The sequence below is a fragment of the Haloferax sulfurifontis genome, from assembly GCF_014635105.1.
GTDB classification, from domain to species: domain Archaea; phylum Halobacteriota; class Halobacteria; order Halobacteriales; family Haloferacaceae; genus Haloferax; species Haloferax denitrificans.
In genome coordinates, this window is sequence record NZ_BMCI01000003.1 from 515,149 (window position 1) to 527,558 (window position 12,410).

Annotated in this window: 13 protein-coding genes and 1 pseudogene; 5 read left to right on the forward strand and 9 right to left on the reverse strand. The window is 66.1% G+C overall.

All coding sequences use genetic code 11. The features are described 5' to 3' along the window. Positions 1 to 16: 16 nt before the first annotated feature. A pseudogene (locus IEV64_RS10955) lies at positions 17 to 1,327 on the reverse strand (ABC transporter substrate-binding protein). A 180-nt stretch (positions 1,328 to 1,507) separates the two neighbouring features. On the opposite strand from IEV64_RS10955, the gene IEV64_RS10960 reads away from it, so the two are divergent. After that, a complete protein-coding gene (locus IEV64_RS10960) occupies positions 1,508 to 2,347 on the forward strand; it encodes a proline dehydrogenase family protein (protein WP_188423868.1) in 840 nt (279 codons plus the stop codon). Between the two features lie 30 nt (positions 2,348 to 2,377). Here the strand turns inward: IEV64_RS10960 and IEV64_RS10965 are convergent, their stop codons facing one another. After that, on the reverse strand, positions 2,378 to 3,097 hold the full coding sequence (locus tag IEV64_RS10965; protein WP_004970824.1) for a helix-turn-helix domain-containing protein: 720 nt from the start codon (positions 3,095 to 3,097) through the stop codon (positions 2,378 to 2,380). 132 nt (positions 3,098 to 3,229) lie between these two features. On the opposite strand from IEV64_RS10965, the gene IEV64_RS10970 reads away from it, so the two are divergent. After that, positions 3,230 to 4,756 carry an aldehyde dehydrogenase family protein gene (locus IEV64_RS10970; protein WP_007273497.1) on the forward strand — a complete coding sequence of 509 codons (1,527 nt, stop codon included), beginning with the start codon at positions 3,230 to 3,232 and terminating at the stop codon, positions 4,754 to 4,756. 52 nt (positions 4,757 to 4,808) lie between these two features. Here IEV64_RS10970 and IEV64_RS10975 read toward each other — a convergent pair whose 3' ends face one another. From IEV64_RS10975 to IEV64_RS10990, 4 genes are all read right to left on the reverse strand, one after another. Further along, a complete protein-coding gene (locus IEV64_RS10975; protein ID WP_188423869.1) occupies positions 4,809 to 5,123 on the reverse strand; it encodes a DUF7526 family protein in 315 nt (104 codons plus the stop codon). Positions 5,124 to 5,569: 446 nt separating this feature from the next. Next, entirely contained in the window at positions 5,570 to 6,001 is a 432-nt protein-coding gene (locus tag IEV64_RS10980; RefSeq protein ID WP_188423870.1) for an SRPBCC family protein, read from the reverse strand. 43 nt (positions 6,002 to 6,044) lie between these two features. Continuing rightward, complete coding sequence (locus IEV64_RS10985; RefSeq protein ID WP_004043755.1) at positions 6,045 to 6,269, reverse strand: DUF7123 family protein; 225 nt, start codon at positions 6,267 to 6,269, stop codon at positions 6,045 to 6,047. Positions 6,270 to 6,330: 61 nt separating this feature from the next. After that, complete coding sequence (locus tag IEV64_RS10990) at positions 6,331 to 6,513, reverse strand: DUF7525 family protein (RefSeq protein WP_007273494.1); 183 nt, start codon at positions 6,511 to 6,513, stop codon at positions 6,331 to 6,333. 152 nt (positions 6,514 to 6,665) lie between these two features. Between IEV64_RS10990 and IEV64_RS10995 the strand changes: the two genes are divergently transcribed. Together IEV64_RS10995 and IEV64_RS11000 are read left to right on the forward strand one after the other, a co-directional pair. Further along, on the forward strand, positions 6,666 to 7,832 hold the full coding sequence (locus IEV64_RS10995; protein ID WP_188423871.1) for an LEA/WHy family protein: 1,167 nt from the start codon (positions 6,666 to 6,668) through the stop codon (positions 7,830 to 7,832). 183 nt (positions 7,833 to 8,015) lie between these two features. Next, on the forward strand, positions 8,016 to 8,459 hold the full coding sequence (locus IEV64_RS11000) for a DUF7528 family protein (protein ID WP_188423872.1): 444 nt from the start codon (positions 8,016 to 8,018) through the stop codon (positions 8,457 to 8,459). Positions 8,460 to 8,489: 30 nt separating this feature from the next. Here the strand turns inward: IEV64_RS11000 and IEV64_RS11005 are convergent, their stop codons facing one another. After that, positions 8,490 to 9,521 (reverse strand): phosphate signaling complex PhoU family protein, encoded by a 1,032-nt coding sequence (locus tag IEV64_RS11005; protein ID WP_004970831.1) that lies wholly within the window; start codon positions 9,519 to 9,521, stop codon positions 8,490 to 8,492. 314 nt (positions 9,522 to 9,835) lie between these two features. On the opposite strand from IEV64_RS11005, the gene IEV64_RS11010 reads away from it, so the two are divergent. Beyond that, a complete protein-coding gene (locus tag IEV64_RS11010) occupies positions 9,836 to 10,210 on the forward strand; it encodes a carboxymuconolactone decarboxylase family protein (RefSeq protein ID WP_004970833.1) in 375 nt (124 codons plus the stop codon). Between the two features lie 78 nt (positions 10,211 to 10,288). Here the strand turns inward: IEV64_RS11010 and IEV64_RS11015 are convergent, their stop codons facing one another. Then, positions 10,289 to 11,353, reverse strand: coding sequence for an ATP-NAD kinase family protein (locus tag IEV64_RS11015; protein WP_188423873.1), 1,065 nt, complete (start codon positions 11,351 to 11,353; stop codon positions 10,289 to 10,291). Positions 11,354 to 11,635: 282 nt separating this feature from the next. After that, positions 11,636 to 12,328: a competence/damage-inducible protein A gene (locus tag IEV64_RS11020; RefSeq protein ID WP_188423874.1), complete on the reverse strand. Its 693-nt coding sequence runs from the start codon at positions 12,326 to 12,328 to the stop codon at positions 11,636 to 11,638. Positions 12,329 to 12,410 lie beyond the last annotated feature (82 nt).

Consider the following 12,410-nt stretch of genomic DNA (forward strand, 5'->3'; position numbering starts at 1 on the left):
TTCCGTGCGTGCATGGTTAGCTCGTGATGTAGTCGCCGAACACGTACTCGTGGTCCTCGACGCTGTAAATCTGGTAGTAGCCCGGCGGGTCGCCGTTCTCGTCGAGGTCGACCGGACCGCTGACGCCCTGATAGTTGATGTCACTGGGTGAGCCACCGTCGCGGAGGACGGCCGCGGCCTCCTCGAAGTTGAAGACCTCCTCGCCCTCGGGGCGGGTCACGTCGCGGACGACGGACGACAGCGCCTCGCCGGTGAACTCGTCGGCCGCCTCGATCGCGAGCGCCGCGACGGTCACGGCGTCGTAGGCGTACGCCGACCAGACCGTCGGCGTCGCATCGTAGTTCTCCTCGAACGCGGAGACGAAGTTCTGGTAGTTCTCCTGGTCCTGCGGGGCGCTCTCGGTGATGCCTTTCATCCCGTCCATACTGCCCGCAGGCGTGTTCTCGATGATGGAGTCGGCGACGGTGGACTCCGCGCCGTAGTAGTCCACGGACGTGTTGTAACCCTGGTCGAAGCCCTCGTTGACCATGACGGTGTACTCGTTCGCGTACGTGAGGAAGATCTACGCCGAGGCGTCGGTCGAGGCCATCTCGGTGAGGATGCCGCTATACGACGACTGGCCCTGGTCGTGGGGCTCGTTGTAGGCGACCGTGCCGCCGGTCTCGGACTCGAACGTCTCGGCGAACACGTCGGACAGCCCCGTCCCGTAGTCGTTGTTGATCCACGTGACGGCGACGGTGTCGTGGCCGTCGTCGCTGACGAGGCTGGCGAGCGCCTGCCCCTTCGCGGCCCCCGAGGGGCTCATGCGGAGCAGTTCCGGCCGCGTCGTGAGTTCTGGACTCGTGCTGTTCTGGCTGATTTGGACGACGCCGGCGTCGTTGGTGACGCTGTCGTGGATGGCGATGGAGACGCCCGAGCCGACAGAGCCGATGAGGAGCGGGACGCCGTCTTGGTTGACGAGTTTCTGTGCGCCGTTGACGCCGCCTTGGTTCGTACTCTCGTCGTCCTCGACGGAGATGTTCAGGGATGCGCCCTCGGAGCCGATGCCGACCTCGTTGACGGCGGCGAGCGCGAGTTCGCGGCCGCGGGTGTTGCGCTCGCCGTACGGGGCGAGCGACCCGGTGAGCGAGTCGACCATGCCGATGGTGTACGACGACCCGCCACCGCCGCTTTCCTCGGTGGTCGTGGTGGTCTCTTCGCCGCCGCCACCGCCGCTTTCCTCGGTGGTCGTCGCCGCGGTGGTCTCTTCTTCCTCCCCTTCGAGACAGCCGGCGGTCGCTCCGACGAGCGAGAGTCCAGACAGTTTCAGTAGCGTTCTGCGGTCCATGTCGTGCGGTGACATAACAAACATTCCTCTCGAATTATCCTAAATATACCTGTAACCGTCCATGGTCGGGACCGCGGACTCCGTCGAACGAAACGGGCGTCAACGGATTATTTCACCAATATTTTTCAGAATGATTTGGTAGGGTCTCTCTTTAGGGTAGGTGTCTCACAATAGCGGGGCATGATACCCCCCATCGCGAACAACTTCGTGGCGGGTGAGACGGCCGACGGGGCGGTCTCGCACGTCGAGTCGCTGAACCGCGACGGCATCGCGGGGATACTGAACTTACTCGGCGAGCACTACACCGACCGGGCGGCCGCCGACGCCGACGCCGACGCGTACGTCGACCTCGTCCGCCAACTCGGCGCGACGGACCTCGACGGCTGTGTCTCGGTGAAGCCCTCGCAAATCGGTCTCGACGTCGGCGACCGCGCGTTCCGGGAGAACCTCGACCGCATCGTCGACGCCGCGGACGCCGAGGGCGTGTTCGTCTGGGTCGACATGGAGGACCACGAGACGACCGACGTGACCCTCGACGCCGTCGACGACCTCGGCCACCGGACGGGCGGAAACGTCGGCGTCTGCGTGCAGGCGAACCTCAAGCGCACGCGTGACGACCTCGAACGCCTCGCGGAGGTGCCCGGGAAGGTCCGTCTCGTCAAGGGCGCGTACAACGAGCCCGCGTCCATCGCGTACAAGGAGAAGTCGAAGGTGGACGAGGTGTACAGGGACCTCCTCGAACAGATGTTCACCGAGTTCGACGACGGCGTCGCGGTCGGCAGTCACGACCCGCACATGATTGCGCACGCCCGCCGCCTCCACGAACAGTACGGAACGCCCTACGAGGTGCAGATGCTCATGGGCGTGCGCGAGGACGGCCAGCGCGACCTCGCGGCCGCCGACATCGAGATGTGGCAGTACGTCCCCTACGGCGACAAGTGGTTCTCCTACTTCTACCGGCGCGTCCGCGAGCAGAAATCGAACGCGCTGTTCGCGCTCCGGGCCGTCGCCGGCATCTGAGCCGGGGCCGAACCCTCGATTCGCCCCGCGCTACTGCGGGTCGAGCAGTTTCGATTCCGCCTTGCGCAGGTGTTCGAGGAGCGTCGTCTTCGAGATGTCCATCTCGGCGGCGAGTTCGCGGGTCGACACCTCGCGGGGCCAGCGGTAGTATCCCTCTTCGCGCGCGAGTTCGAACGCCTGCCGCTGGCTTCGGGTGAGCGTGTCGAGCCGCCGACTGCGCTCCGGTTCCGCGCCCTCGGACGTGGAGATGGAGGCGACGCGAATCTCCGCGCCGGTCTCGTCCATGACGGTCTCGATGCTCGGCTGTATCTCCTCGCGCGCGCCGGCGAACCAGACCTCCCACCGCTCGCGGCCGTTTTCTATCTGCGTGGGGGCGCTGTGGACGAAGCCCTGCTTGAGTAGCTCCGGACACATCATGTCGCTCGGGTCGTACTCAAGGAAGAACTCGCGGGCGACCGGGCCGGGCGCGACGTGCTTCCCGCGGGAGTCGAACCGCTCTTGGAGTTCCAACACCTCGCCTGTGAGGTCCGAGTCGGCGATGACGTCGAGGAGCGTCTCGACTTCGTCGAGCGACTCGCCGTAGGCGGTGAACAGTCCGTTCGACCGCTCGACGCCCGCGGTGGGCGCGTCGTAGATGGCGTGTGCGAGGATGCCGCCGTCGTACTCGCTGGTCGATTCGATGGCCCAACAGTTCGGATGCCACAGGTCGAGCGTGAGGCGCGTACCTTCACCTGACGTGCGCTCGCTCATACACCGGGTAACACGTCGTTACGTAAGATGTTGTCTGTGGTCACGCGGCGTCGCGGTGACGCGTCGGTTCGGACGCGGCCCTTCCATGGGAGGGTCCGGGGTTATTAATCTTAGTCGTGACTCTAGAGTCATATGGCGGAAGACGAATATCGGCACTATATCGACGGCGAGTGGACGGACGGAACCGGCGACGAGACGTTCGAGAGCACGAACCCCGCGACGGGCGAGTCGCTGGGGACGTTCCGACGCGGCACGCCCGAGGACATCGACGCGGCGGCCGCCGCGGCCGACGAGGCGTACGAGGAGTGGCGCGAACTCTCGCACATCGACCGCGCGGAGTACCTCTGGGACATCTACCACGAACTGCGCGACCGCACGGAGGAGCTCGCGGAGGTCGTCACCAAGGAGTGCGGCAAGGAGATCTCCGAGGGCCGCGCCGACGTCATCGAGGCGTACCACATGGTCGAGTGGGCCGCGGGCGACGCCCGCCACCCCAAGGGCGACGTGATTCCCTCCGAGATTCCCGCGAAGGACGCCTACATGCGCCGCAAGCCCCGCGGCGTCGTCGGCTGTATCACCCCGTGGAACTTCCCCGTGGCCATCCCCTTCTGGCACATGGCCGTCGCGCTCGTCGAGGGCAACACCGTCGTCTGGAAGCCCGCCGAGCAGACGCCGTGGTGCGGCCAGATTATCGCCGAGATGTTCGAGGACGCCGGCATCCCCGACGGCGTGTTCAACATGGTACAGGGCTTCGGCGACGCCGGCGCGAGCATCGTCGACGACGAACGCGTCGACTCCGTGCTGTTTACCGGCTCCGCCGAGGTCGGCCACGAGGTCGCGAGCAAGGTGGCCCAACAGCCCGGCAAGCTCGCCGCGTGCGAGATGGGCGGCAAGAACAACATCGTCATCACCGAGAAGGCGGACCTCGACATCGCGGTCCACTCCGCGACGATGTCGTCGTTCAAGACCACCGGCCAGCGCTGTGTCTCCTCCGAGCGCATCGTCGTCCACGAGGACGTCTACGACGAGTTCAAGGAGCGCTTCGTCGAGAACGCGAAGAACGTCTCGGTCGGCGACCCGCTCCGCGAGGACACGTTCATGGGGCCGCTCATCGAGGAGGGCCACAGGGAGAAGGTCACGAAGTACAACGAACTCGCGAAAAAGGAGGGCGTGAACGTCCTCGTCGACCGCACCGAACTCGACGGCGACGAGATTCCCGAGGGCCACGAGGCGGGCCACTGGGTCGGGCCGTTCGTCTACGAGGCTGACCCCCACGACGACCTCCGCTGTACCCACGAGGAGGTCTTCGGCCCCCACGTCGCCCTGCTGAAGTACTCCGGCGACATCGAGGACGCCGTCGAGATTCAGAACGACACCGACTACGGGCTGGCCGGTGCCGTCATCTCCGAGGACTACCGCCAGATAAACTACTTCCGCGACCACGCCGAGGTCGGTCTCGCCTACGGCAACCTCCCGTGTATCGGCGCGGAGGTCCACCTCCCGTTCGGCGGCGTGAAGAAGTCCGGCAACGGCTACCCCTCGGCGCGCGAAATCATCGAGGCCGTCACCGAGCGCACCGCGTGGACGCTCAACAACTCCAAGGAGATTCGCATGGCTCAGGGCCTCTCGGCGGACATCAAGACCAAACAAGACGAGTAAGGTCGTCGCCCACCACGGCCCCGCATCTGTCTCGCTTTTCCGTTCCGTCGTCTCACCCGTCGTCCGACGCTGTCTGCTCGCGAGCGTCCGCCGCGACGTAGACGCCGGGCATGTCCGTCTCCTCGACGGTCAGCGTCACTTCCTCGTCCTCCTCGGCCGGGCGGTCTGTCACGACGGTCACCGCCTCGATGGGGTCGCGGCGGACGAACGCCCAGACGAGGTCGAGCATCGAGGGATGGCCGCCCTTCCTGATGACGAGCACGTAGCGCGAGTCGGCCAGCGCCCGGAGTTCGGGCGACAGGTCCTCGTCGTCGAGTTCGTCCGGCGAGATGGCGTGTAGTACGTCGCCTCGAATCGTCTCGGTCATGGTGGCTCCACGAGGTCCGGAGGAAAGAAGCGTGCGCTCTCGGGGCCGTCGGTCGGCCGCCGTCGGGGCACGACGGGGCTGTCGCTCGGAGCGAAGCGGTCGTCAAAAGGCGGAGGCGAATTCGCCTCCCGCCGAATCTCGTGTCACCAGTTGGCGAAGTGAGACGAGGGGAGTGCGCTCCCACCGGGCTTGGGAGCGCGAAACGACGTGGCCACGCCGTTTCGGATGCCGCAACGGACCCCGAAACGTTGCGGCGGGTGCGGCGGATGTGGAGTCGCCGACGACTGGCGAGAAAAGCGCCTATTGCGTCGGCGACTTTCGCTAAGGAGCCGCGATGTATAAACCCACCGCAACACCCGTTCTCATACCCCGTGAGAACACGATTCTCGCGGTATCGGTCGCCCGGTCGCCGACGGGGGCGGCGACCGGCGAACCCGTCGCCGGCCTCAGGCCGTCGCTTCGAACTCGCGTCGGAGCGCCGCTTCGAGGTTGTCGAGTTCGCGGTCGAGGTTGCGCTCGAAGAACGTCTCGACGCCGGGCAGTCGGCCGTCGACGGTGAACTCGTTGACGAGCCGGCTCCCGCCGTCGCGCTCTTCGATAGTGTGTTCGCCCGTCACCCGCATCACCCGCGACTTGCCGACGAACTTGACGTGGGTCGGCTCGTCGACCTCGATGTCTTCCGTCTCGACGGTCACCGTCGAACGGACGAGCGGAATCGGGAGTTCGAGATACCACGTCGCGTGGCGGCCGTCGTCGGCCACGTCGAAGCGGTCGACGACGCTGATAGCCCCCGCTCGCTTGGCCGGGTCGGCGATGAACTCCCAGACGCGCTCGCCGGGAGCGTCGAACTCGAACGTTCGTTTCACGCGGACGGTCATGGGATACCATCACACCTCCACAGTAAAAAGCCGTGGAATCGCTTCAGCTTCGGGTGACGCGCCACGTCGTCGAGCGGGCGCGTCCCCATTTTTCGATTTCGACGTCTTCGGACTTCTCGGCCAGCCGCGGCAGGCGGGACCCGACCTGTTTCGCGGTGAGACCGATAGCCTCGGCGATGTTCTTCGCCCGGAAGTAGCCCTCGCCGCGGCTAACGCTGTCGCGGAGATAGGCGAGAATGCGTTGTTCCTCGTCGGTGTACTCAGTCATCCTCGGACCGTCTAGGGAATGGGCGTTATTAACGGTTACCCGTGTTCCTCAGCGTCGATAATTACTGGAACAGATGCGCGCCGGAGACGGCCAGCGAGGCCGCGATAATCGCCACCATGAACCCGAGCGCCTTCGTCAACTGGTCCGGTCCGGCGACCATCAGCCCTGCGCCGACGAGCGTGAGCGCGCCGAACAACGCCGCAAAGCCGATGGACTTGTCGGATTGCACCGTCTTGGTTTCCATGTTTCCGACCTTCGCGGGTGCGCACTTAGTTCATTCGACACCGCCTGCCGTGGGGCGACGTGACGGGGGCGAGGCGTGCGGTACGGTCCCACGAGCCGGCGTCGCGCTCGGCCGTTCGACATATGTACCACCAGTCTCGTGTGTCCACAACGATGGGACTGACATCCGCGCTGTTCGGCGGGAAACTCCGTATCGCGCTCGTCGCGCTGGTGCTCGTCGCGGCCGGCGTCGGCGGCGCGTTCGCGGCCGGCGTCATCGGTGCGCCGAGCGTCGACCGAGTCGACAACCGGTTCGCCGGCGTCAACGAGACCGCGACGGTCGTCGAGACCGACCTGTACGTCTCGAACCCCAACCCGCTTTCGGCGAACCTCTCTGGGCTCGAAGTCGACTACGGCGTCGAGATGAACGGGATTCGGATGGCGACCGGCGAGAAGGACGGCGTCTCAGTCGGACGCGGGACCTCGGCGGTCCCGCTCCGGACGACACTCGAAAACGAGCGCATCCCCCAGTGGTGGGTCTCGCACATCCAGAACGGCGAACACACCGACCTCGCCGTGAATGCCACCGTCACCTCGGAGACGCTCGGCCGGACCTTCGAAGCGCCCGAGATTACCCGGAGCATCGATACCGACCTGCTGTCGGCGTTCAACTCCACGGAGACCCGCGAGATAAACGCGGAGTCGCCGGTCGTCTCCGACCCCGTGTTGTACATCAACGAGACGAGCGCCGAGTGGGGCGAGTCCACGGACGAGCGCACGGCGCTCGAACTCACGTTCGTCGTCCACAATCCCAAGCCGTACCCGGTCGCGGTCTCCGAACTCGGCTACGACATCTCGATGAACGACGTGGACGTTGGCGAGGGGACGACGAACTCCGAGTACGTCATCTCCCCGCAGTCGACGGAGACCATCGAGGCGACGACCCACATCGAAAACGACAGGCTCGACGAGTGGTGGGTCACGCACCTCGAACGCGACCAGACGACCGACCTGCGCATCGACTTCTACGCGAACCTCGACGCCGGCGGCACGACGCTCCGCGTCCCCCTCGACCCGCTGACCTACGAGAAGACGTTCGAGACGGACATCTTCGGAAACAAGGCGGCGTCAGGCGGAAACGAGACGGCGGACGAAACGGCAACGGCGACTGAGACGACGACGGCGACCGAGACGGCCGCGGGAACCGCGACCACCACCTCGACCGCGACCGCAACCGAGACCTCGACAGACACCGCGACCGCACCCACAACCACGACGACGACCGCAACGACGACGTCGTCAGACGGCGGGACCACCACGACCGACGACGGCCTGCTGTAGCGGCCGGGCCACACCGCCCGCGGGACGCTCGTCGAACCGCCGTTCGACGGCCCCGATTCGCCGAGAAATCTTCGGTGATTCCTGACTCAGCCGACAACTCTTTACCCTCGGCTACGATACTCGGTGATATGACACGGAGTACCCACGCTCCTGATCGAGTTCTTCTCCCGTAATGAGAACCCTGTGTCCGTCGAGAGCGACGACGAAACCATCGTCGTCTCCTTTGGCGACCAGTCCTGTGAACTGTCCCGAGACGCCGCCGCCGACCTACAGGAGGCCATCGGTTCGGCGCTGACCGAGAAACGGGAGTTCTTCCGCACGGCCGGCGAGTACCGCCGGGACGGCAGTTACGTCGTCTCCCGCCGCGGCGCGGACTCCACCGGCAACGCGAAGGTGTTCACCAGTTTCGACGAACTGCGCCGCCTGTACGACCGCCTGCCCGAGCGCTTTACCGCCGAGGACATCGGTCGCACCGGCATCACCGGGTCGCGCCGCCACATGATACTCCGGCACTTCGGCGAGCATCCGGGGTTCGACTGCCGCATCGCCAGTCGGAACCCGCTGACGGGCGAAAAAGAGTCGTCCGAGACCGAGAACAACGAGGCGATAGAAGTCGTCGCCGACTGAGCGAGACGGCCGCGGCCGCTTTTCGGTTCCTCAGTCTATCGTGACGTGGTCGGACTCCTCGTTGAGCGCGAGGTTCGACGCGATTTCGGCGTTCCGCATCGCGTACTGCGCGGTCTGCTGGAGGCTGACGAGCACCTCGCGAATCTGGAGGAGCTTCTGGTTTTCCATCTCCGGGAGGTCGTTGAGGATGTCGCGCTCGCGGTCGCTTATCTCGCGGAACAGCTCTCGGCACTCGATGGTGAGGTCGTAGTCGCGCTCGACGACGGCCCGCACCGCGGTCGTCGTAATCTCGTCGACGTGGTCCGTGAACTCGCGGATGCGCCGCATCGTCGACTGGTCGACGTCGATGGTGTGGCCCTCGGCGTCCATGACGATGTTGGCGATGTCCTCGGCGTTGTCGGCGGTCAGTTCGAGGTTCTTCGCCACCGAGCGGTAGCCGATGAGCGGGAAGCCGGAGTCAAGGCCGACCGCCCGCGCGAGGTTGGGGTTCTGGTAGGACGTGAAGATGAGCCGGAGCAGGAGGACGAAAATCTTGTTCGCCTGCCGCTCGCGGTTGAGCGCCCGCTGGGCGAGGTCGGGGTTGCCGTGGGCGAGCGCCTTGACGGCCTCGCCGCGCATCGTGCTCCCCGTGTTTTCGAGGCGTTCGAGCAGGTTGTCGAGGGTGAAGTCCTCCGCGTCGACAGAACAGCGAATCGCGATTCGCTCGGGCGTCTCCTCGATGACGCCGAGGCCCATGAGCTGGGTCTCGGCCTTGTAGACGGCGTTGATGTGGTCCGAGTCGAGCGCGCCCTCGCTTTTCTCGATGTGGATGACGCGCCGTCCGAGCACGTACTGCGCCACGATGGCGCGTTCGAGCGCCTCCGCGTTCAGACTGTCGGCGCGAATCGTCGCCTTCGAATCCTCCGTGTTGACCGACTCGGGAAGAACGGTCAGCGTTCCCTTCCCGCTCGTCCGAATGGTCACTTCGTCGCCCTTCTCGACGTTGTGTTCCTTGGCCCACTCCGCTGGAAGCGTCATCGCCAGCGTGGAGGGACCGAGACGCTGGACTTTCCGGGTCTCCATGGTAGTCAGAACCCATCCAATGACCTTAAATCTCACTATATTACACCCTCTGTGAATAATGGGTTGCAGGTGTCATTGTACACGATTCAAAATATTAAATCAGTTGCGTCACTCGGCTTCGACCGGGCGGCGAACCGTCGCGAAGAGCGACGTATTAACCGCGCGTTTCGACGGAACGTCGTCGATGCGAGTAGATTATACTCGTTCAGCAGATTCATAACTTTACTGCTTCGGAACGTCGTAATAAGAGCCTCCAAGCTACGGGATAGCGGAGGTGGAGAGGAGAGATGGTATCGAAAGCTACACGACAAGAGATGGAGGGGATGCTCGGCCAGGTCCCGAGTTGGATGGAGGACGTGGCAGAGCCGGCGAGCGAACACAGTTGGGGACTCTTCCGCGACCTCAATCTGGGGGAAGACACCGAACTGTCCGGGCGAGAGAAGGCGCTCATCGGCGTCGGCGTCGCGGCCGCGACTAACTGCCCGTACTGCACCTACTTCCACACCGAGGAAGCGCGGCTGAGCGGCGTCACGGACGAGGAACTCAGAGAGGCCGTCAACCTCGCCGCCGACACGAAGTACTTCTCGACGGTGCTCCACGGGAACGAGACCGACCTCGGCGATTTCAAGGCCGAAACGGACGAAATCGTCGAGTACATCACGAAACGACAGGCACCGGCGGACGACTGACGAGACGGCCGACGGAAACGGTCTCTCGCTCGATTTTTCCGTTGGCGCGGCGGGTCGGCCGCGACCGACGTGCGCCGCTCACTCGATTTTCATCATCCGACGCTCGACGCGGCCCACGCGGACTTTCGTCCACCCGCGGAGGTCGGCGTCGAGGTCGGGGTCGTCGGTGTCGACCCGGAGGACCGGAATCGCGTCGAGTTTCGACCGGGAGGCGACGACCGACACGTCACAGCGGCGAATCACCGCCGGCGAGAGCTGAGGATTTCCGCGGCCGAAGACGAACCCCTGTCCGCCGATGGGCGTGACGACGATGACGTTCTCCTCGCCGAGATTATCGAGGATTTCGGCCTCCGTCGCGTCGCGGGCGAGCACTTCGCCATCGCGGTAGACGTCGACGCCGAGCGGCGACCCGTCGATGCCCAACTCGGCTTTCACCGCGCCGACGGTGCTTCCGGGGCCGAGGACGTAGGTGACGCCCTCGGTCGCGCGGATGTCGTCGGCGACGCCCGCGGCGAGCGCCTCGACGGTGCCGCCGCCGGTCTGTTTCGACGACTGGAGGTCCTCGGCGACGGGGACGTGCGCGACCGCCCGAAGCTCCGGTCTGACCTCGCCGGCGCGGTAGTTGTCCTCGTCGATGTCCATGACCTCGCGGGCCTCGGTCCGCTCGAACGACGTGACGACGTGGGCGGCGTCCTCCGGTGAGACGGCGAACACGGAGGAGTAGACCTTCACGCCCGCGGGGACGCCGAGCATCGGCACGTCGGTCCCGTCGAGCGCCTCGGCGACGTCCGCCGCGGTGCCGTCGCCGCCGACGAACAACACGAGGTCCGCGTCGGCGTCGACGAACGCCTCGACGGCGGCGACGGTGTCGGCCGCGCTCGTCTCGTCACCGGACGGCTCGCCGAGCACCTCGGGGTCGAAGCCGGCGTCCCGGGCGGCCGCCGCGCCCATCTCGCCGCCCCACGCGAGCAGTTCCTCCTCGGGGGCGGCCTCGAAGAGCCGGGAGAGCGCCCGCCGCGCCCGCTCTGGCGACCGCGGCTCCGCGCCGCGCGCTCTGGCCTCCGCGACTTTCCCGTCGGTTCCCTTCAGGCCGACCCGGCCGCCCATCCCCGCGACGGGGTTGACGACGACACCGATTCGCATGGCTGAACGAACCCGCGCCCGGGGGAAAAGCGACGCGGTAGCCGACGAGAGGCGACCGGGTCGCGCCCCTACGGATTTGCGGACGCTCACGCACCGACAACTGTCGCCAGAACCTCACCGTTTAAGAACCGGACGTGGGAACTGTCACCTATGATTCCGCTATCAGCCAGCGAGCAGGTGTTGCCGACCTCGGAGACGGCCGCGACCGTGCTTCTCGTGGGTATCCTCATGACCGCCGGGTGGCTCTGGTACCTCCAGCGCTGACCCGCCGGCCGACCGACCCTATTCTTCGTACAGGTCCACGCGCGCTTCGAGCCACGCGGCCGCCGATTCGACCGCCTCCTCGTCGGCCCCGGCGAGCTTGATTCTGACGTGGTCGCCGGGGTAGCTCCCGACGGTCACGTCGAACTCGGACTGGACGGCCTCGAACCGCTCGATGAGCGAACTCTCCGGCTCCGAGGTGTGGACGAACCGGACGTGAGTCCGCTCGCCGGCGAACTCGTCGGCGACGCGGGCGAACATGGCTTTCATCTCGCCGGGGACGCCGGGGAGCACGTACACCGACCCGACGACCGCGCCGGGCGCAACGCCCTCGTCGTTCGGGAGCATCCGCGACCCCGCGGGGAGGTCGGTCGTCCCCTCTACGAGGTCGGCCGCGGAGTAGCCGCCGTTGGCCTCCAGCCACTCCTCGGCGTCGGCGTTGCGCTCCAGCGAGCGCCCGAACGCGGCCGCGACGGCCTCCATCGTCACGTCGTCGTGGGTCGGTCCCAGCCCGCCGGTGACGACGACGGCGTCGTACTCGGCGTGGTACTCGTTGACCACGCGGGCGATGTCGGCGACGCGGTCGGGGACCGTCGTCACGCGCTCGACGGAGACGCCCCGCTCTGTCAGTTCCTCGCAGAGCCACGCGGCGTTCGTGTTGACGGTGTCGCCGGCGAGGAGTTCGTCCCCGACGGTGACCACGGCGACTTGCATATCCCGAGCTAGCGGGTTGCGAGGCAAAAAAGCGTTCACACCGGCGATCCGGGTCGACCGGCCGACGCCGCGGGCGGGCGTC

Coding starts and splice junctions, on each gene's coding strand:
- IEV64_RS10990 (WP_007273494.1), bottom strand. CDS start 6,513: ATGGAAACCAAGACGGTGCAATCCGACAAGTCCATCGGCTTTGCGGCG.
- IEV64_RS10975 (WP_188423869.1), bottom strand. CDS start 5,123: ATGACCGAGACGATTCGAGGCGACGTACTACACGCCATCTCGCCGGAC.
- IEV64_RS11015 (WP_188423873.1), bottom strand. CDS start 11,353: ATGCGAATCGGTGTCGTCGTCAACCCCGTCGCGGGGATGGGCGGCCGG.
- IEV64_RS10985 (WP_004043755.1), bottom strand. CDS start 6,269: ATGACTGAGTACACCGACGAGGAACAACGCATTCTCGCCTATCTCCGC.
- IEV64_RS11020 (WP_188423874.1), bottom strand. CDS start 12,328: ATGCAAGTCGCCGTGGTCACCGTCGGGGACGAACTCCTCGCCGGCGAC.
- IEV64_RS11010 (WP_004970833.1), top strand. CDS start 9,836: ATGGAGGGGATGCTCGGCCAGGTCCCGAGTTGGATGGAGGACGTGGCA.
- IEV64_RS10980 (WP_188423870.1), bottom strand. CDS start 6,001: ATGACCGTCCGCGTGAAACGAACGTTCGAGTTCGACGCTCCCGGCGAG.
- IEV64_RS11005 (WP_004970831.1), bottom strand. CDS start 9,521: ATGGAGACCCGGAAAGTCCAGCGTCTCGGTCCCTCCACGCTGGCGATG.
- IEV64_RS10970 (WP_007273497.1), top strand. CDS start 3,230: ATGGCGGAAGACGAATATCGGCACTATATCGACGGCGAGTGGACGGAC.
- IEV64_RS10995 (WP_188423871.1), top strand. CDS start 6,666: ATGGGACTGACATCCGCGCTGTTCGGCGGGAAACTCCGTATCGCGCTC.
- IEV64_RS10965 (WP_004970824.1), bottom strand. CDS start 3,097: ATGAGCGAGCGCACGTCAGGTGAAGGTACGCGCCTCACGCTCGACCTG.
- IEV64_RS10960 (WP_188423868.1), top strand. CDS start 1,508: ATGATACCCCCCATCGCGAACAACTTCGTGGCGGGTGAGACGGCCGAC.